The organism is Rufibacter soli (assembly GCF_054781795.1).
Window position 1 is genome coordinate 1,372,449 of the sequence record NZ_BAAGTS010000002.1, and the last position, 17,772, is coordinate 1,390,220.

The 17,772-nt window shown below is 51.8% G+C and carries 15 protein-coding genes; 2 read left to right on the plus strand and 13 right to left on the minus strand.

Annotated features, from left to right (window positions below):
* Positions 1-19 precede the first annotated feature (19 nt).
* From ACYVJQ_RS07630 to ACYVJQ_RS07640, 3 genes are all read right to left on the minus strand, one after another.
* A complete protein-coding gene (locus ACYVJQ_RS07630) occupies positions 20-1,519 on the minus strand; it encodes a lipopolysaccharide biosynthesis protein (protein ID WP_460892479.1) in 1,500 nt (499 codons plus the stop codon).
* Between the two features lie 119 nt (positions 1,520-1,638).
* A complete protein-coding gene (locus tag ACYVJQ_RS07635; protein WP_460892480.1) occupies positions 1,639-2,964 on the minus strand; it encodes a polysaccharide deacetylase family protein in 1,326 nt (441 codons plus the stop codon).
* Positions 2,965-3,046: 82 nt separating this feature from the next.
* Positions 3,047-4,366: a glycosyltransferase family 4 protein gene (locus ACYVJQ_RS07640; protein WP_460892481.1), complete on the minus strand. Its 1,320-nt coding sequence runs from the start codon at positions 4,364-4,366 to the stop codon at positions 3,047-3,049.
* Positions 4,367-4,580: 214 nt separating this feature from the next.
* Here ACYVJQ_RS07640 and ffh point away from each other — a divergent pair, with 214 nt between their 5' ends.
* Positions 4,581-5,918 (plus strand): signal recognition particle protein, encoded by a 1,338-nt coding sequence (ffh, locus tag ACYVJQ_RS07645; RefSeq protein WP_460892482.1) that lies wholly within the window; start codon positions 4,581-4,583, stop codon positions 5,916-5,918.
* A gap of 297 nt (positions 5,919-6,215) precedes the next feature.
* Here the strand turns inward: ffh and ACYVJQ_RS07650 are convergent, their stop codons facing one another.
* The 7 genes from ACYVJQ_RS07650 to ACYVJQ_RS07680 all read right to left on the minus strand — a co-directional run bounded on the left by ACYVJQ_RS07650 (position 6,216) and on the right by ACYVJQ_RS07680 (position 12,983).
* Positions 6,216-6,701: a nucleoside deaminase gene (locus tag ACYVJQ_RS07650; protein WP_460892483.1), complete on the minus strand. Its 486-nt coding sequence runs from the start codon at positions 6,699-6,701 to the stop codon at positions 6,216-6,218.
* 74 nt (positions 6,702-6,775) lie between these two features.
* A complete protein-coding gene (locus ACYVJQ_RS07655; RefSeq protein WP_460892484.1) occupies positions 6,776-7,297 on the minus strand; it encodes a DinB family protein in 522 nt (173 codons plus the stop codon).
* Positions 7,298-7,361: 64 nt separating this feature from the next.
* Positions 7,362-9,704 carry a response regulator gene (locus ACYVJQ_RS07660; protein WP_460892485.1) on the minus strand — a complete coding sequence of 781 codons (2,343 nt, stop codon included), beginning with the start codon at positions 9,702-9,704 and terminating at the stop codon, positions 7,362-7,364.
* A 77-nt stretch (positions 9,705-9,781) separates the two neighbouring features.
* Positions 9,782-10,210 (minus strand): response regulator, encoded by a 429-nt coding sequence (locus ACYVJQ_RS07665; RefSeq protein ID WP_460892486.1) that lies wholly within the window; start codon positions 10,208-10,210, stop codon positions 9,782-9,784.
* Between the two features lie 41 nt (positions 10,211-10,251).
* The gene (locus ACYVJQ_RS07670) at positions 10,252-10,665 is read right to left on the minus strand and encodes a response regulator (protein WP_460892487.1); all 414 of its coding nucleotides are present in this window, start codon (positions 10,663-10,665) and stop codon (positions 10,252-10,254) included.
* Between the two features lie 78 nt (positions 10,666-10,743).
* The gene (locus tag ACYVJQ_RS07675; protein WP_460892488.1) at positions 10,744-11,478 is read right to left on the minus strand and encodes a sensor histidine kinase; all 735 of its coding nucleotides are present in this window, start codon (positions 11,476-11,478) and stop codon (positions 10,744-10,746) included.
* The gene (locus tag ACYVJQ_RS07680) at positions 11,475-12,983 is read right to left on the minus strand and encodes a sensor histidine kinase (RefSeq protein ID WP_460892489.1); all 1,509 of its coding nucleotides are present in this window, start codon (positions 12,981-12,983) and stop codon (positions 11,475-11,477) included. Before ACYVJQ_RS07680 ends, ACYVJQ_RS07675 begins: the two co-directional genes overlap by 4 nt.
* A gap of 387 nt (positions 12,984-13,370) precedes the next feature.
* Here ACYVJQ_RS07680 and ACYVJQ_RS07685 point away from each other — a divergent pair, with 387 nt between their 5' ends.
* The gene (locus ACYVJQ_RS07685) at positions 13,371-14,087 is read left to right on the plus strand and encodes a class I SAM-dependent methyltransferase (protein WP_460892490.1); all 717 of its coding nucleotides are present in this window, start codon (positions 13,371-13,373) and stop codon (positions 14,085-14,087) included.
* A gap of 195 nt (positions 14,088-14,282) precedes the next feature.
* Here the strand turns inward: ACYVJQ_RS07685 and ACYVJQ_RS07690 are convergent, their stop codons facing one another.
* From ACYVJQ_RS07690 to ACYVJQ_RS07700, 3 genes are all read right to left on the minus strand, one after another.
* The gene (locus ACYVJQ_RS07690; RefSeq protein WP_460892491.1) at positions 14,283-14,687 is read right to left on the minus strand and encodes a hypothetical protein; all 405 of its coding nucleotides are present in this window, start codon (positions 14,685-14,687) and stop codon (positions 14,283-14,285) included.
* A gap of 123 nt (positions 14,688-14,810) precedes the next feature.
* A complete protein-coding gene (locus tag ACYVJQ_RS07695; RefSeq protein WP_460892492.1) occupies positions 14,811-15,794 on the minus strand; it encodes a pyruvate dehydrogenase complex E1 component subunit beta in 984 nt (327 codons plus the stop codon).
* 147 nt (positions 15,795-15,941) lie between these two features.
* Positions 15,942-17,738 (minus strand): tetratricopeptide repeat protein, encoded by a 1,797-nt coding sequence (locus ACYVJQ_RS07700; protein ID WP_460892493.1) that lies wholly within the window; start codon positions 17,736-17,738, stop codon positions 15,942-15,944.
* Positions 17,739-17,772: the final 34 nt, after the last annotated feature.

The window sequence follows — 17,772 nt, forward strand, 5'->3', positions numbered from 1 at the left end:
GCCGGCCGGCGTTACCTGGCTATAACCATTTTACCGCCGGTAGGCCAAAGCGAACTAGCGTTTTCCTGATTCCGTTATTCACTTCAGGTGATACTCTAAACGCCACCAGCAGTCCCCCGTAAACGGCCGTAATTAAGAGAGACCGCACCGCAATGTCCAGGAGCAGGTGCGGCATCTGGGGCAACAGCCAGGAGGCGCCAAAGGCCACTAATGAAATTACCACAATCTGCAGCGAGTCCCACCCGAAGGGCTGCATTTTGAAGACCTTGGCCACCACTACCACCCTGAAGAAATTGTAAATGATGAAGACCACCATAGAGGCGAAGGCCGCGCCGCTGATGCCGTACTCCGGGATGAGCAGGTAGTTGGTATAGGCTACTAAGGCCATCATGAGCAGGTTGAAATACAGGTCGTAGCGGTACTTGTGAGAGGTAAGCAGAATCATGCCGTTAATACCCGTAGCCAGGTCAAAGAGGCGAGACAGGCCCATGAACAGAATCACGTAGCGGCCCTGGCTGAAGTCCTTGGGCATGAGCGCGAAGATATTGTCCACGTTGCACCAGATCCCCAGAAACAGCAGAAAACCCACCACCATGTTCACGCGGGTCATGTTCTTGTAAAGCCGGGCCAGGGCCTCAAAATTGCCGGCCTTGAAATAGTCGGCTACCTGCGGCGAGGCAATCTTGTTCAGGCCCCGGGAAGGCACCATAATGGCCGAGGTAATGAAATAACCGGTGGTGTAATAGGCCACGCCGTCCAGGCCCAGATAATGCGCGATCATGGCTTGGTCAATAAAGCTGATCACAGAGGAGGACACGTTCCCCAGAAAAGAATAAAGCCCGTACTGCACCACTTCCCGCATGGGCACTACCTGGAACATGTTGCGGTTGGGCGTCACAAAGAACTGGCGCAGCCACAGCAGGTATACAATACTGATGAAAGAAATAGCCGAGTTGGCGCCTATAAAGAGCACCAGAAACCACTGGAAATCCACCCATCCCCAGGCGTAACACAGCACGGACACCAGCATGAGAATGCGCTCCATAAAATCCTTCAGGAAAGACTGCACCACCGTCTTGTACAAAGACCGCAGGTAGGCGTCCAGGAGCATGAAAAGCAGGGTGAAGAAACTGAGCGGGATAATGTAATAGTAGTACTCCACGGCCAGCGGCGAGTTCTTCCCAAAATAGTCCACCACGGCCGGCTGCAGGAGCAGAAACAGAAGCGTTACCACCGCAAACCCGGCCAGCGGGATGAGGAGCATGAGAAACAGGAAGCCGTTATGGGCCTTGTCGCGGTTACGGAAATACGGGAAATAGCGGGCACTGATGTTGGTGAACCCCAACGCCGCCACTTGGGAATAGATCGCCGCCACCGAGACCAGAAAGCGGGTAAGGCCCAGCTCGTCGGCATCCGGTATGAGCACCGGGAAAAGGAGCACTAGGTTCACATAGCCCACCACCATGCCCACGTAGGAGATGATGGTATTGAGTAAACCCTGCTTGCGGATGACATCCATGGTGTGCGCGGGGCGTTTTGGGGCCGTTTTTCAGAAATCAGGTCTAAAACGGCTTTCGCCCGAAGGGCAAAAATAAGCGCTTCTGCGGTGTTTAGCGCTATGTTATTTAAAGAGTAACGCTAATTCTTTTCGGCCTGAGCCACGGCCTGGCCGGCCGTAAGAAAAGCGGTACCCTTTTTCTGGAGGTACTCGGTGATTTCCCTAAAGATTTGCAGGCCCCCTTCCAGGCCGTACGGGCTGAAGTTCTCATTGTGCCAAAGCAGCGTGAAGACCCCCTGGAATTTTTCAATCTCCTCCAGCATGGGCGTGAGCGCGGGCAGGACCTCAGTGGGCGAGAGTTGCAGGTAATTGGGGTGGTTCAGGGTCACGTCCATCAGGTTAAGCGGCAGTTCCCAGACCGGTGTCATCTGCCGCTCCTTGAAGTTGAATAGCCTGAAGGGATGACAGAAACTATTCCTGAACCCGAAGCGCTCGGGAAAGCCCAGGCTGCTGTCATAGGCAAAACCCAGCTCCTGCAGCAGGGCCAGCGATTTCACGGGGTCAAAGCGCAGGTAATGGAAACGGTTGCCCGCCACCGAGGCCGGTAGTTTGGCTTTTTCCGCTTTCAGTTGCCGGGCCTGGGCGCCGCTCCCGTGGCTGCCATGCAACCCAATCTCATGCCCGGCCCCGGCCAGCCGGTTGATTTCTTTCTGGAGGGCAGGAGAGGCGATATCGTAGTCGGCGTTGGGGTGCCCTTCAAACGGGGCAGATTCAGTAAGGAAGAAAAAGGTGCCTTTGGCGTCTAATTGCTTTAATTCCTTTTCTACTTCGGGTAAGTTAAACCAGGCGTCTTTTCCCTGGGCCTTTTGCAGGACCAGTTTCAGAAAAAGCTCGAGGCTGCCTTTTTTAAGGGCGGGTTTGCCGGCCACTTTCCAGGCGCTCTGGCAGAAGTCAATGTCATGGGTGAGGCAGGTGGCAAAGGGTTTCCCGTCCCAGAGGCGCGGCGCCACGGGTTGCCCGTAGGCTTTCTCTACCGCCTCGCGCAGCACCTCAAAGTAGTAGTTCACCAGCGGCTTGGTGATCATCCGGTGCCTGGACTGCTGCGAGGCCCGGAAGGGGTACCGCCCGAAGGAATCGCGGTCCTTGCCATAGTATTCCTGCCATCCGCTCAGCAGGTAGAAAGCCGAGGCCACCAGGTCATAGTGGAGAATGACATTGCCCTGGGCGTCTTGGGTAAACCAGGGCTGCTCAGGGTCCTCGTCAAAGAAAAGGGGCAGTTTTTGGCCTTGCCACTCCTTCCAGACCACCTGCACCGGCACGGGTTGTTGGCGTTCAAAGAAGGTGCTTTGGGTGGGGGTTATCTGCACTCGGCTTCGGCCATCAATGCCATAAGTTACCTCCAGGGAGGCGGGCAACTGGTAGAGCTTGCGGAAATGGAAAAGGACGTATTCAAAAATGCTGTTCACGGGGTGAAAACGAAAGTCCTCCGGATTATTATATACGTTTCGGGGCTGTTTTTGAAAAAACAGCCCCGAAACGCCATGTCCTTTAGGAGAGAATTAGCTTGGAAAGCTGCTCGGTGAGCGATCTGCGCGAGTATTGGGTGTAGTTGATGATGGGCAAATCAAGGTTGGGGTTTATCTTCCAGGTTTTGCTCAGCTGCATCAAATAATCCAGGATCAACTCATAGCCCGAGTAGTGGAACACGCGCCCGGCGCCGCACTCATCCAGGATTTTATCGGCGTCGCCGTGAATGGGCCCAATGCAGATAATGGGTTTGTTGGCCGCCAAGTACTCAAACAGCTTGCCGGTCAAAATCCCGAAGTTGTTGGCCACGTCCGGTATCGCCATGAACAGAACCGTGCTGGACATGAGGTACTGGATGGAGACATCATGGGGCACGTAGTCAATGTACTCGGTAATTAAGGGCAGTCCGGCGGCCTCAATCTGCTTTCTGATCTGGGCCGACACCTTGCCCACGAACCGCAGCCGGTAGCGCATAAGCGGGTTACGGGTCATGGTCTCGCAGAGGGCCTGGAAAAAGCCTTCCACGTTGTAGGCCTCCGTGAGGGTGCCGGTGTAGGTGATCACAAACTCCTCAGAGGAAGGCTGGGATGGGTGCACGAAATCGGCTTCGTCATATCCGTTCGGGATCACGTGTATCTTGTCTGGGTTAAGCTCCGGGGATTTGTTCAGGAACAGGCGTTTCATGTCCTCGCTCACCACCAACACCGCATCAGCAGACTCCAGCACCTCGCGCTCGTATTTGGCGTCCAGTTTCTGGGCCAGGGCGGTGTGGTTCAGGTCCTGGTAGTAGTAGATGTCAGTCCAGGGGTCACGCATGTCGGCAATCCATTTAACGCCTAGCTGCTTTTTAAGCTTTAGGCCAATGAGCTGGGTGGAGTGGGGCGGGCTGGAGGTGATGATGGCTTTGACGGGCTGCTGCTGAATGGCTTTCTTGGCCGCGGCCAGCGCATAGCGGTTCCAGCCCACGCGGGGATCTGGGATGAAGAGGTTGCCGCGCAGAAACTTGAAGAGCTTCTGTTTCCAGGTTTCCTGGCCGGTGTTGGCAAAGCCCCCGAAGGGGATATCCTGCTTGCCGGTGAGCTTCTTGTAGAACTCAAACGGCTCACGAGTAGAAGTCCTGATCACATTTACCTGGGGCGGCACCTCGGCTAGCAGCGAGTTGTCCAAGATGGGGTAGGAGGCCTGCTTGTCATCTACGGTAAGTACGGTGGGCTGCACCCCAAACTCCGGCAGGTGCTTCACAAATTTGAGGCAGCGCTGTACGCCGGCCCCGCCCGAAGGCGGCCAGTAATACGTGATGAGCAAGGCATGTTGGGGCGTGGGTACTTCTGGAGCTTTCAAAGGCGTGCAGTCTTTCTTGTAAAGTTGAAACGAACAGAAACTGGTTTTGATGTGTTTTCAGGAAAACGGGCCTGAAACACACCGGCAGAAACAACAGTATAGTTACCGCCGAATATACGCAGGTCTGGCTAAAAGATGCTGAACTTCCGCAATTTCTGCGTATTTTTGTCTTTGTTAGTCTTAGAAAAAACATTCACTCAGTCATATACCACGCATGTTTGAGAATTTAAGTACCAAGCTGGACCGCGCCTTCAAAACCCTGAAGGGCCAGGGCAGCATCACCGAAATCAACGTTGCCCAAACCATCAAAGAAGTTCGCCGCGCCTTAGTTGACGCCGACGTGAACTACAAGGTGGCCAAGACCGTGACCGACAAAATCAAGGACGAGGCCATGGGCCGCGACGTTCTGATTGCCGTATCACCGGGCCAACTGATGGTGAAAATTGTGCACGAAGAGCTCACCGAGTTGATGGGTGGTGAGAAAAAAGACATCAACATCACCGGTTCTCCGGCCATTATCCTGATTGCCGGCCTGCAAGGTTCGGGTAAAACCACCTTTACCGGTAAACTGGCCAACTACCTAAAGAAACAAGGCAAAGGTGTTCTGGTAGCAGCCTGTGACGTATACCGTCCGGCAGCTATTGACCAGTTGAGCGTATTAGCCGAGCAGGTAGGGGTGGAGTTCTTCGCGGAGCGCGAGTCTAAAGACCCGGTGTCTATTGCCCGCAACGCCGTAGAGCACGCCAAGAAGACCGGCAAGAAAGTAGTTATCATTGACACCGCCGGTCGTTTGGCCGTTGACGAGGCCATGATGAAAGAGATTTACAACATCAAGGAGGCCATCAAGCCAACCGAGACCTTGTTTGTGGTAGACTCCATGACCGGCCAGGATGCGGTGAATACCGCCAAAACCTTTAATGAGCGCATCAATTTTGATGGCGTGGTCTTGACCAAGCTAGACGGTGACTCAAGAGGTGGCGCCGCCCTTTCCATTAGAGCCGTAGTAGAGAAGCCTATCAAGTTTATCTCTACCGGTGAGAAAATGGAGGCGCTGGATCTATTCTACCCAGACCGTATGGCCCAGCGTATCTTGGGTATGGGGGACGTGATCTCCCTGGTGGAGCGCGCGCAGCAGACCTTTGACGAGGACGAGGCCAAACGGATCAACAAGAACATCCGCAAAAACCAGTTCAACTTTGATGACTTCCTGTCACAGTTGGAGCAGATCAAACGCATGGGGGATATCAAAGACCTGGTGGGCATGATTCCTGGCGTAAGCAAGATGCTGAAAGACGTGGACATTGACGAAAGCGCATTTGCCCCTATTGAGGCCATCATCAAGTCCATGACCAAGGAAGAGCGCCAGAACCCAGATATGATCAGCGGCAGCCGCCGGAACCGTATCGCTAAAGGCTCTGGAACGACTATTCAGCAGGTAAACAACCTCATGAAGCAGTTCAATGACATGCGCAAGATGATGAAGAGCATGAACAAAATGGCAGGAACCAAAGGCGGCCTGGCCAAACTTGGCAGCATGATGGGCCGTCGGTAATTTTTAATTGCTGATTGTCTATTGTCAATTGCTTGATATAGAAGAAGCCCGAACCTTCAAGTTCGGGCTTCTTTCGTTTTGGGCCTGTTTTTAGGAAAACAGGCCCAAAACAGTTACTAATGCCTATGGCCTCTTCTGTCAAACCACTGTGACTTAAGGCGCAGGCTAATTTTTCTAGAGCTGGTTTTTCGTTGCCTGATAGGAATTTGTGATCTGCTGTTGCCGTGCCTTGCCTTTTAAGGCATTTTTAGTTTAGGGCAGTTTTGCTAAAAACAGGCTTGAAACGGGAAACACAAATTAGTATTCCGTCTTGCCTTCCAGCTTTTCCCATTCCTTGAAACCTTCTAAGGCTTCTTCCGGCAGGAGTTGCTCCATGGGCAGGGACCGGGCGTGCAGGGGTAGTTCCAGTTCCTCGTAAATAAAGGCGTCATCAAACCCAATGGCGGCGGCGTCTGCCTTGGTGTTACCATAGAAGACGCGGTCGGGGCGGGCCCAGTAGATGGCGCCCAGGCACATGGGGCAGGGCTCGCAACTGGTGTAGAGCTCGCAGCCGGTGAGTTGGAAAGTTCCTAGGGCCTGGCAGGCTTTTCTTATGGCATCCACCTCGGCGTGCGCCGTGGGGTCATTGCTGGAAGTGACGTTGTTGAAGCCACGGGCAACAATCTGGCCGTCCTTCACGATGACCGCGCCAAAGGGACCGCCTTTGCCCTCTTTCATTTTGTCAATGGAAAGCCGGATGGCTTCGCGCATAAAGGTTTCTTTGGAGGAGGTAGCATCAGGCATAGCGGGCAGTGTTTTATGGTGAAGGTAGTTTTGGGGTAATACGGCAAAAGGGCCGCAAAGATAAGCAACTACCGTTAAGAAAGAAGCCTCTTCATCTGCCGGCGGTGGTGTTCGGTGTGCTCTACCATAAACCTCAGCGTCTGAGAAAGAGTGAGCATCCCAGATCTGGGGTGGAAAAAGACCTCCTTGTCAAGGTTTTCCGGTTTATATTGAGCGAGGAAGGTTTGCAGTTGGTTGCGGGTCTCTTTCCATTCCTGAATGACATTTGCAACCACCACTTGAGCCGGCATTTCCTGTACCACGGCCGGAGCCTTAAATTTAATAGGAAGCTTTAGGAATAGGTTTAAAAGGAAACCCCTAATCTGTGTTCCCCAACGGTAAGGCCGCAGGGGTTTGGGGCTGGCCATTCTTTTCTGCAGCGCCGTCACCACCAAACGGTCAATCTCCGCCAGATGATACAAGACCTTCGCCGCAGACCATTGGCCCGGGCCCGGTGACTGCATCTGCTGAGAAGCAGGAGCATTGGCTACCCAGGCGCTGAATTCCTGCCGTTGTTGCTCTAATTGGTTAAAATATGGTATTAGGGAAGGGTGCATGGCCTTTTCTATCGTTAGGGATGGTGGAGCTTGGGTGCAAAGAGCCTTTTACCTGCGGGCCCATTTATCTTTTAAGCCCTTTTTTCTGTTTCTTGAGCGCCTGTACTTCCTCTTTCAAAGCAAAAACTGCCTCCTGAAAGAGGGACTTCATCTTTTGGACCAGCGCAGGGAGTTGCTCCAGGTTGGTTTGGTTCAAGGCCGACTGCTCAATGGTAGCGTTGACTTCTTCTAATTGCCAGATGCCCACCAATGACAAAGAAGGCTTTATTTTATGGGCAATGGTGCGGGTCTCAGCCCAGTTGGAAAGGGCCACGGCGCGGGCCAGTTCCTGGATAAGCCCGGGCGTCTGGTTCATGAATAGCGTAAGGATATCCAGCATGAACTCAATGTTGCCATTCGCGAAATCCTGTAGGTAGGAAAGGTTGACCTGTAGAGGTTCTTCCTCAGCTTCTATTACGGGTACAGGTTGGCTATTGAGATCCTTTGCCTTCAACAAGGCAGAAATTTCCTTGAGTAATTCTTCGGCTTTAAACGGTTTGGAGACATAGGCATCGGCCCCGGCCGAAAGGCACTTCTGGACCTGCCCCGGGGAAGTGTGGGCCGTAAGCGCTATGATAGGTATGTCTTTCTGGGCCGGCATCTGCTCTCTGATGTATTGCATGGTTTCATAGCCATCCATCAAAGGCATCTGCATGTCCATTAAGATAAGGTCAAATGCCTCCCGTTGAAGCAATTCAAGCACCTGCTGCCCGTTTGTGACGGTTGTCACGTGCATGTTGTGCTCTTGTAAGACCTGGTGCACCAGCATTTGGTTTACCTTGTTGTCTTCTGCCAGTAGAACATGAGCCTGCTGCAGGTGGGTGTATTTTTCCAGGGCCTGCCCCGGGAGGAATGATTCGGGTTTTGGGGCCGTTTTTCTGAAAGGAAGCACAAACCGGAATGTACTGCCTTTACCCGGCTCGCTGGCAACGGCAATTTGGCCGCCCTGCACTTCAATTAGTTCTTTGGCAATGGAAAGGCCCAGACCGGTGCCGCCAAAACGCCTGGTGGTATCTGTGCTGCCCTGGGTGAATTTCTCAAAAATAGTGTCCAGTTTATCTTTCTGAATCCCGATGCCGGTGTCTTGCACGGTAAACTCTATCTGCAGCGTTTCCTCCTCTTGGGCCACCACCTCCACCTGTAACCGCACTACGCCGTTTTCTGTGAACTTAAGGGCATTGCCTAAAAGGTTATTCAGGATTTGGCTTAGCCTAAAAGGGTCACCGGCAAGGAAGGGGGGGATTTCTTCGTCAAATAACAGCTTTAAGGAGTTTTTGTGGTCTTTGGCCTGTATCTCCAGAATGGTAAGTAGCTGTTTCAGGAGGGGTTTCAATTCAAAGGGAATCACCTCAAAGGTTACCTTGCCCGCTTCAATTTTAGAGAAATCCAGCAGGTCATTGATGATAACCATGAGGTTGTTGGCCGAGGTCTGGATGCCCTGCAGGTATTCTTTCTGGTTTTTTGTAAGTTGGGTTTTGGCCAAGACTTCGGTGAGCCCTACAATCCCGTTCATGGGAGTCCTGATCTCATGGCTCATGTTGGCAAGGAACTGCTCCTTAATCTGGGCCATGGTCAATGCTTGATCTTTCGCCTTCTTTAGTTCCTCCTCAATTTCTATGCGCGGGGTAATGTCATAACTCACCCCAATCATGCCGGTTACTTCTTGGTTGGCATTTAGCTGGGGCAGGAACAGGCAGTCAAACCAGGTGCCTCTTATGTTAACGGTGCACGTGGAGGGGTGGCCCTGGAGGGTCCGGCGGGCGCAGGTCAGTACAGGCTGGAATTCACTATAGGCCTCAAACAAGGAAGTACCTACGGATTCCTGTTCCTGGCGGCCAATCAAAGACAGGCCTTTCCCGCGGGCCATGGTAAAAATGCCTTCCTGGTCTACGGCCCATAAAATTATGGGTGCCCCGTTAATCACCGTGTCAAGTTGTTTCTGGGTCTTGATTAATTGCTCCTGGGTATGAAGGCGTTCCTGCTCAATCTTATGCAGGCGAACGGCGTTTCTAATGCTCTGGGAAATTCCCTCGGGGGTGAGTAAGGTTTTGGGCAGGTAATCTGAGGCGCCGGTTTTCATAGCCTCCACGGCAATGCGTTCGTCTCCTTGGGAGGTTACTACCTGTACGGGGGTGGTGATGCCTCTCTCCCTTATCTGTTGAAGCAGTTCCAGCCCGTTCATGTCTGGGAGCATGAAGTCAATAAAAATGAAATCAAAGGTGGTTTGCTCCAGGGCAGATAGGGCTTCAGCCCCCAGCGTGGCCGTTTGGATGTCTGCAGCCACTTGCGCCGTCCGCAGAGACCGCTGAATTATCATGCGGTCTACCTCATCGTCATCTACAATCAGAAGTTTTACGGAAGGCTCCATAGGGGGAGGGGATAATGAGGTAATTCTGTAAGGCTTTTTCCCAAAGTGCGCACCAAGTTTGGACCGGGAGAGGGAATTTAATTAGGTAGTTCTATCAGGTTCCAGTAGGACTGTAAGGTAGCCACCATTTCCTGGATAGAGGCGTACTGCACGGGCTTTTTGATAAAGCCCGCCACATTGAAATCATAGGCTTGCAGTATCTGCTGGTTGGTGCTGGAGCCAGTAATCACAAAGACGCAACTGGCCCGCCATTTAGCCTCTTTTCTGAGGGCCTCTAAGACATGAAGGCCGTTCATTTCAGGAAGGTCCAGATCCAGCAGAATGATTTTAGGAATAGGGGAGAGCGCGGCATCCCCTTTTCCCTGTACCCTTTCCAGGGCCTCCCTGCAGTTGGTGACCACGTGCACGGGGTTATCTATTCCCAGCGCCTTGAAGGCGTGCAGCAGGTTGGAGACCACTTGTGGGTCATTTTCCACTAGTAAGATATGGGCTTCTCTGTTTTTCAAGGGGCGCTAGTTCTTGCTCTAAACTAATAAAAATTTGGTAATTAAGGACGCTCACATAATTTCCAGTACCGATCAAGGGTAGCCACCGCCGACACAAATTTCTCAAAGGAAAGGGGTTTTAGGATGTACCCGGCCACGTTGAGGTTATAGGCTTTTATCTTGTCGCTGTCTTCATTGGAGGTGGTCATCACAAAGACACTAATGCGGTTGAGCACCGGGTCTTTGCGTATTTCCTGCAAGAACTCAATGCCGTTCATCTTGGGCATGTTAATGTCCAGAATGATGATGGGGGGCATAGAAATGGTGCCAGACCGCAGCATCTCCAAGGCCTCCAGCCCATTATTGGCGATATGCAAAGGATTGTTAATGTTGTTTTTCCTGAAGGCCCGCTGCACATTCATAATGTCAACTTCGTCATCTTCTACCAACAGGATATTTACTACTTTCTCTTCCATTTTACTAGTTTGTGCTGAAAAGGAGGGGCCTTATGAAAGGCTGAATTCTCTCCTTGCTGCTAATATTGTGTGCGCTAGTTATTCTTCTTTTGTAGGGTTGGCCAAGGAGGGGAGCAAAGGCCAAAAAACGGTAACCACCGTACCCATGTCTTTCTCAGACTGCACTGTCACAGAACCGCCTACTACCTGCAGGATCTTTCTGGTCATGGTCAGGCCCATACCCAGGGTTTCCTGCTGGTCTTTGGGCTGCACGGTGTAGAATATCTTAAAGATTTTCTCCAGGGCATCCTCAGAAATGCCTATACCATTGTCTTTAACGGTAAAGGTGACAAATTCTTCTGTGGTCTGTGATTCTATCCACACTTGGGGCTGGGGGTGGTCATTGAACCTTACGGCATTCTGCAGGAGGTGGCTGAAAACCGTTTCCAGTTTTTTGGCATACGTGTGCAGAGTAGGGAGGGAGCCCAGGTGCAGGGTAAAAGGCTGGGTTTTATGAAGGCCGTCAGCTACCTGCTGCACCAATTCTCCCACGTTCACTTCTTTTAGGTCCATCTCAAAACGGGCAATTCTGGAATAGACCAGCAAGGCATTGATCATCCGCTCCAGACGCTCGGTCCGGTTTTGCAGCAACTGGATGTTATGCTTTATATCCTCCTCCAGGTCATCGCCCAGGTCTTCGCTGATCCAGCCGGAAAGGTTGTTGATGGCACGTAGCGGCCCTTTCAGGTCATGTGATACTATATAGGCAAACTCGTCAAATTCGTGCTGAAGGTTCTCCAGTTGTTGCTGACAGGGTATCTTTTGTTCCTTCATGGGCGCATGAGGTTGGGGTTAGGTACAGTGGCAGTCACTTTAGGCCAGGTAAATAGAAACGTGGTGCCTTGGGCTCTATCAGATTCCACCCAGATGCGACCGCCTTTTTCCTCTATGATCTTTTTAACAATGGAAAGGCCTACCCCCGTGCTTTCTTTGACATCACGGGATTCCATGGTCTGGAAAATCTTAAAGATTTTGGAGTGGTATTCCTTCGGGATGCCGGGGCCATCGTCATGAACCTGAAACTGGAAAAAGTCCGGAAGGTCCTGGTAACTCACCTCCACTCGCCCTTGTGAGGAGTGGTGGTATTTAAAGGCGTTGCTGAGCAAATTAGACAGCACCTGGTAAAAGAGGGTGCGCTCTCCGGTAATGGCAGGCAGTACGGTGGGGGTGACTATCTTAAAAGAAGCGGGCGGGGCCAGATTCTCCAGGGTTTCCCGTAAGACCTCTTGTACAGAGAACGTGGTGAGGGGTAGTTCCTTGCGGCCTATACGCGAGTAATCCAGAATACCGTTGATCAGGTTTTCCATGCGTTGTACCCGGCCCCGTAGAATTGCCAGGTTCTTATGGATCTCCGGGGCTTCATTGGTCATGTCTTCACTGATCCATTCTGCCAAATTGTTGATGGCCCGCAGGGGGGCTTTCAAGTCATGGGATACCACGTAGGCAAACTGATCCAGCTCGCTGTTCATCTTGGTTAAATGGGTAAAACTGTTCTGCAGCTTTATCGCCATAATGTTCAAAGACTTGGTAAGCGTGCTGATTTCATCTTTCCGGTCATCCTCCAGGGTAACATCATATTCCCCGTTGGCAATGCTCAAAGCCAGGTTATTCATCTTCCTGAACCTTCTTTTAATGGTTTTGCCTAGAATAACCGCCGTAAGCACCCCGGTGATAATTGCCATAAGGGTAAGGCCAATGGCTACTTCATTGGTCCTGATCAGGGATTGGTCTGTATTGGCTACCCGTTCATTCTTGATGCGCTCTTCCTCCCGCCGTATTTTCCTGATGGTGTTTCTAGCCTGGTCCATAATGTTTTTGCCGGTTCCTTGCTGCGCAGTGGCATTAAACAAGGAATCATAGTAGGCTTCATTCTCAGGGTGGAGGTTCTCGTTTCTTTTCCCTTCAATTAAAGGGGCCGCAAACTCATTCTCCCACTTGAAAACCTCAGTTTTAATCTGGGCCAATAATTGATTTTGAGTAGCATTTTGAGCCGTCATGGAATCTAACCGGTCTATGCTTTGCACCAGACGGTGTTGCCCTTCATAGAAAGGCTCCAGGAAGGGCTGTTTCCCGGTGAGCAAATACCCCCGCAAACCCGTCTCCATGTCCAGCATAAACCGCTGAGCCGCCTCTGCTTCTTTGATGACATTGGTAGTGGAAAGCACACTTTCAATATTATGCCGCACGTTCTGGGTTTGCTGCACATAACCAATGGTTACAATGCAGAACATGGCCAGTATAAAACCTATGGCTATATAAATGGTGGTAATTAATTTCATTGCTAGTAAGCCCGTGCGAAACCGGCCATGACTTGGTTCTTCCCAAAGATAACCTTTGCCGGCAAAGCATCTTCCTCTGGCCGCGTTATTTTCAGGGGTCCAGACAGGATGCCTTATCACATCAGACGTACGTGGTGCAGCCTTTCATCTCTTGCCCGCAACCCAAAACGGCAGCCCACTCTGGCCTTAGCTGAAAAGAAGCCAAAGTCTACCCCAAGTTGGCATAGAATAAGTTTGCCTTGTCCTTAATTTCGATGAAACCCTTCTTTTGCCCGTTTAAAATACTTTTTAGTCGGGATATCCAATTGGTCAGGCATGGGAGTACAACAGGAAACCCACTCCGTACAGGCATATTGTGTACCTTTGGAGCTTTAAAAATCAGATAACATGGTAGTACAACAGGAAGATCCCATGGGCTTGGCCATTGAGGCGTATTGGAACGGCAATAAAGAGGCGGCGGTAGTGGTGTATTCAGACCAGATGGAGCCGGATGAGTTGCCGGCCGCCTATCTTTTCCGGGAACCCCAGGAGATGCCGGAACGGGAACAATTTGCCCTGACCCAAGCCCATGGAAGGGTTCTGGACGTAGGGGCCGGGGCTGGTTCTCATGCCCTGGCGCTGCAGGCGACGGGAGTAGAAGTAACAGCCCTTGATATTTCTGACCGGGCCTGCGCCGTGCAGAAAGCGCGCGGTGTTAAGCAGGTAGTGGCCGGAGATTTCTTCACTTTGCCCGCTAGCCCTTATGATACGTTACTGCTGCTCATGAATGGGATTGGCATAGCCGGTACCATAGAAGGGTTGCCGCATTTTCTGGAGGTCTGTAAAGCCTGGCTGGCCCCGGGCGGGCAAATCATCTTGGAGTCTTCTGATATACTGTACTTATATGAGGAAGAGGATGGGTCTGTCCTGTTAGACTTAAATGGGGCCTACTACGGTGAAATGACCTACATGATGGAATTTGAAGGCCAGCGGGGAGCCGCCTTTCCGTGGCTATTCATAGATTTCAACCTGCTGCAGCAATATGCTCAGGAGGCTGGCTTCACCGCCGAACTTCTTTTGCAGGAAGAAGACGCACATTATATTGCCCGACTTACCCTAAACTAAGCGCGACCGTTTTAGGCATGTTTTCTGAAAAACGGGCTTAAAACAGGATTTACTCACACTCATTGCCCAATTGAATTCACATTATAAAGGGGGTAGAGAATAGGAGTTTTGAAGCGGTAATCTTTTCTTGTTATGCTTCTTTGGGAAAACTGGCGGTGGTGGCAATAGCAGACTTTTATTTCCGAACCCAGCCCTTTATTTCACTTCCACCACTTCTTCCAGGTATTTGCCTTCGGCTTGCCAGAACCTGAAATAGTGCTTACCCGGCGTGGTGGTCCTATAATTAAAGGTGACGGTATTCAGTTTAGCCACGTCTGTGCACACCGCATTCATTTCTTGGGTGGGGTAAGCGGCAAAAAGCTTAATTTCGGTGACTTTGTCGGTTTTAACCGAATCAGCGCGGGAGAAACGGCCACAGCCGTTAGCAGGCTGGAACAGCACCTTTAAGCTAAGCGTAGTATCTACTCTCACCGCTGCCTTGGGGAACCCGGCCGTTTGCACAGCTGCCACCGGCAATTCCACCTCCTGTAACTCAGAGGTTTCTTCGCAGCCCACAAGCAAGAGGGCCAATAGTGCGGCAGGAAGGAGTTTTGCTTTCACTTTAATGGTGTTGGGTTATACTGGTTTACGGCAGTTTTTAGAAAAACAGGCTTAAAACGCCTGAAAGCACAAGAGCCGCCCATAGAAAACGGTCGGCTCTTGTATTCAGTTGTGTGTATTTGCTTACGCTTTGGCGTAGGTTACAGATTTAACGGCCTCAATTACGCGCTTCACGTTGGGCAAGGAAGCCTCAATCAATGTAGGGGCGTAAGGCAATGGAACGTCGCGGCAGGTAACGCGTTTTACCGGGGCATCCAGGTAGTCAAAGGCGTTGTGCTGCACGTTGAAGGCAATCTCAGAAGAGATAGAGGCCAGTGGCCACGCTTCTTCCACTACCACCAAACGGTTGGTTTTCTTCACAGATTCCAGAATGGCGTTATAGTCAATAGGGCGCACAGAACGCAGGTCAATCACCTCGGCCTCTACACCGTCTTTAGCTAGTTCTTCAGCGGCCTGCAGGGCCACTTTCATCATCTTCCCGAAGGAAACAATAGTCACGTCTTTACCGGCGCGCTTGGTATCGGCTACGCCGATGGGAATCAGGTATTCTTCTTCCGGAACTTCTCCTTTGTCACCGTACATCAGTTCAGACTCCATGAAGATCACCGGGTCATTGTCACGGATGGCTGATTTCAAGAGGCCTTTGGCGTCATAAGGGTTAGAGGGAACCACTACCTTAAGGCCTGGGGTGTTGGCGTACCAGTTCTCAAAGTTCTGGGAGTGCTGGGAAGACAGCATACCGGCATTACCGGTAGGGCCTCTGAACACCATAGGGGCAGAGTACTGTCCGCCGGACATAGACATAATCTTGGCGGCCGAATTGATCACCTGGTCAATGGCAACCAGAGAGAAGTTGAAGGTCATGAACTCAATGATGGGGCGAAGGCCATTGATAGCGGCACCTACGCCAATCCCGGCAAAGCCAAGTTCAGCAATAGGCGTATCAATCACGCGCTCGGGGCCAAACTCATCCAGCATGCCCTGGCTTACTTTGTAGGCACCGTTGTACTCGGCAACTTCCTCGCCCATCAGGAACACCTTTGGGTCGCGGCGCATTTCTTCGCTCATTGCCTCACGCAATGCCTCTCTGAATTGTATGGTTCGCATAGTAAGATTTATCTTCGTCTATCTAAGGGGTAAAATTAAGACATCAGGCACAAATAAAAAAACGCATCTGGCTTTGAGGGCAAGTAAGTGCAAAGGCAGGCTGTTTTAAGCCTGTTTTCCAGAAAATAAGCCTAAAACAGCTGCTTTTTAGGGCTTAAGCGCGTTGGCAAACGCCTCAGATTTGTGGTACTTCTTAAATTCCAGGTCGTCAATGGCCTTGGCGGCCAGGGTTGGTTTGGCCTTGATGGCTTGCTTGAGGTGTTGGGTAAGCAGGGGTTCTTTTTGAGTTCGGGCCCCTATCACGGCCATGAGGTAATGGGTGTTGGCATCGTCTGGGTATTCCTGCAAGAGTTTCTCCCCGAAACCGGCGGCGCCTTCATAGTTCTCTTTCAGGAAATACAAAAGCATGCGGTTGAACTGGGCGGCGTAGCTGGAACCGGCGTAGGCCAGGCTGCCGGCAGCGTCGTCATATTGGCCCACGCTAAGTTCCAAGGCGGCCTTATCAGTGAACACCTGTTGCAGAATGGGCAGCGGGCCGCCAATGCGGACAGCGTAATCATACGCCTGCAAGGCCTCCAGGGCATCGCCGCGTTGGTGGTGAGCCACGGCCAGGTTATAGAATTGCTGGGCCGTAGGCTTGCGGTGGGCGGCATACTTGAGGTTAAGGGCGGCGCTGGCCAGCAGGGCACTCTTCACCTTCGGCTTCAATTCTTTCTGGGCCTGCTCATAGAACACCATGCCCAGGTTGTTCAAAGATTGCCAGTTCATGTATGTCTCCACCGCCGACTCATAGATTTTCCGTTTCTCGGCTAACAGTGGAGTGAGCGAGGCGGCGTATTGCATTTCCTCGGCATTGAGGGCATCGGCGTTGGCCCGGTTCTCTACAATCTTCTTGGAAAGCAGGTAAATTTCATAGTCGCGGCGCAGGTTGGGTACGTAGTCTACGGTCACGTTGGTGTAGCGTAGCACGGGGTAGACGTACATCTCCAAGTACTCATAGGCGGGGAGTTCCTGCAATTGCTTCTCTTTCTCTGAGAAGGAGCCGGTGCCGTTGACAATGTCCAGAATCTGCTGGACCTGGTCCTCAGGCAGCGCCGAGTTCTGCACGCGTCCCAGGAACGCGTCCCAGTTCTGTTGGATCGTTTTCAGCTCAAACTTTATGTCTGATACCTTGTTGGTATAGACCTCGGTCTCTATTTTCTGCTTGATGAAGCGCTCCACGGCCTGAGCCCGGCGGGCGGCCAGGTTGCGGGTGGTGGTCTCCGTGGCGTCAGGGGAGTGGGTGGCCAGAATGCTTATTTTTTTGGTTTTCTGGTTGGACTTGATGAATTCCTCCAGCAATTGCAGGTTGGTGCCATACCCGTGCCGAAGCGTGGCCAGCCCCTGGTCAAAAAAGATGGGGAAGCTGATGGGGCCTGGCGCCTCGTTCTTGAACACTTCCGGCACATAAGCCGGGGCATGAATCGTCTGGATAAGATGGGGCGTGGTCAAGATGCCCGGGGCCAATACCTTGGCCTTGGTGTATTTTTTCCGACCTTTGGCATCTGACACTACTCCTTGCGCCATGAGGTTGCCGGTGATTTTAGAGGGAGTATAGGGAAACGAGAAGGAACTTTGCATGGTGGGTTTACCGTCTTCATACAAGTAATTCCCGAAGTCAAAGCCCAGAGAGCCAACGTGTTCCTCTACGCCTTTGTCTGCCTTGTAGTAGATTCTGATGCCGTACCGGTAGCCTTTGCGCAGCAGGTCACGGGGCAATTGGGCGGCCACTTCTACCGGTACCTGGTCACCTCTTACTATGAGGACCTCGGGCTGCACGGTGATCTTTTGGCCGCGCTCTGCTTTTCTGGCCATGCGGGGCAAAGTACAGCCGGTGGAGAGCAGAAAAAGGCAGAAAATAGCAATATAATGACAGGTACGCGCAGTAGAGAAAACTGAAGGCATATCTAAATATAATAATGAGCCGTATACCAACGTT

Excerpts from the sequence above, each read along its gene's own strand:
- ACYVJQ_RS07630 (WP_460892479.1), bottom strand. The coding sequence starts at position 1,519 with ATGGATGTCATCCGCAAGCAGGGTTTACTCAATACCATCATCTCCTAC.
- ffh (WP_460892482.1), top strand. The coding sequence starts at position 4,581 with ATGTTTGAGAATTTAAGTACCAAGCTGGACCGCGCCTTCAAAACCCTG.
- ACYVJQ_RS07650 (WP_460892483.1), bottom strand. The coding sequence starts at position 6,701 with ATGCCTGATGCTACCTCCTCCAAAGAAACCTTTATGCGCGAAGCCATC.
- ACYVJQ_RS07655 (WP_460892484.1), bottom strand. The coding sequence starts at position 7,297 with ATGCACCCTTCCCTAATACCATATTTTAACCAATTAGAGCAACAACGG.
- ACYVJQ_RS07660 (WP_460892485.1), bottom strand. The coding sequence starts at position 9,704 with ATGGAGCCTTCCGTAAAACTTCTGATTGTAGATGACGATGAGGTAGAC.
- ACYVJQ_RS07670 (WP_460892487.1), bottom strand. The coding sequence starts at position 10,665 with ATGGAAGAGAAAGTAGTAAATATCCTGTTGGTAGAAGATGACGAAGTT.
- ACYVJQ_RS07675 (WP_460892488.1), bottom strand. The coding sequence starts at position 11,478 with ATGAAGGAACAAAAGATACCCTGTCAGCAACAACTGGAGAACCTTCAG.
- ACYVJQ_RS07680 (WP_460892489.1), bottom strand. The coding sequence starts at position 12,983 with ATGAAATTAATTACCACCATTTATATAGCCATAGGTTTTATACTGGCC.
- ACYVJQ_RS07685 (WP_460892490.1), top strand. The coding sequence starts at position 13,371 with ATGGTAGTACAACAGGAAGATCCCATGGGCTTGGCCATTGAGGCGTAT.
- ACYVJQ_RS07695 (WP_460892492.1), bottom strand. The coding sequence starts at position 15,794 with ATGCGAACCATACAATTCAGAGAGGCATTGCGTGAGGCAATGAGCGAA.
- ACYVJQ_RS07700 (WP_460892493.1), bottom strand. The coding sequence starts at position 17,738 with ATGCCTTCAGTTTTCTCTACTGCGCGTACCTGTCATTATATTGCTATT.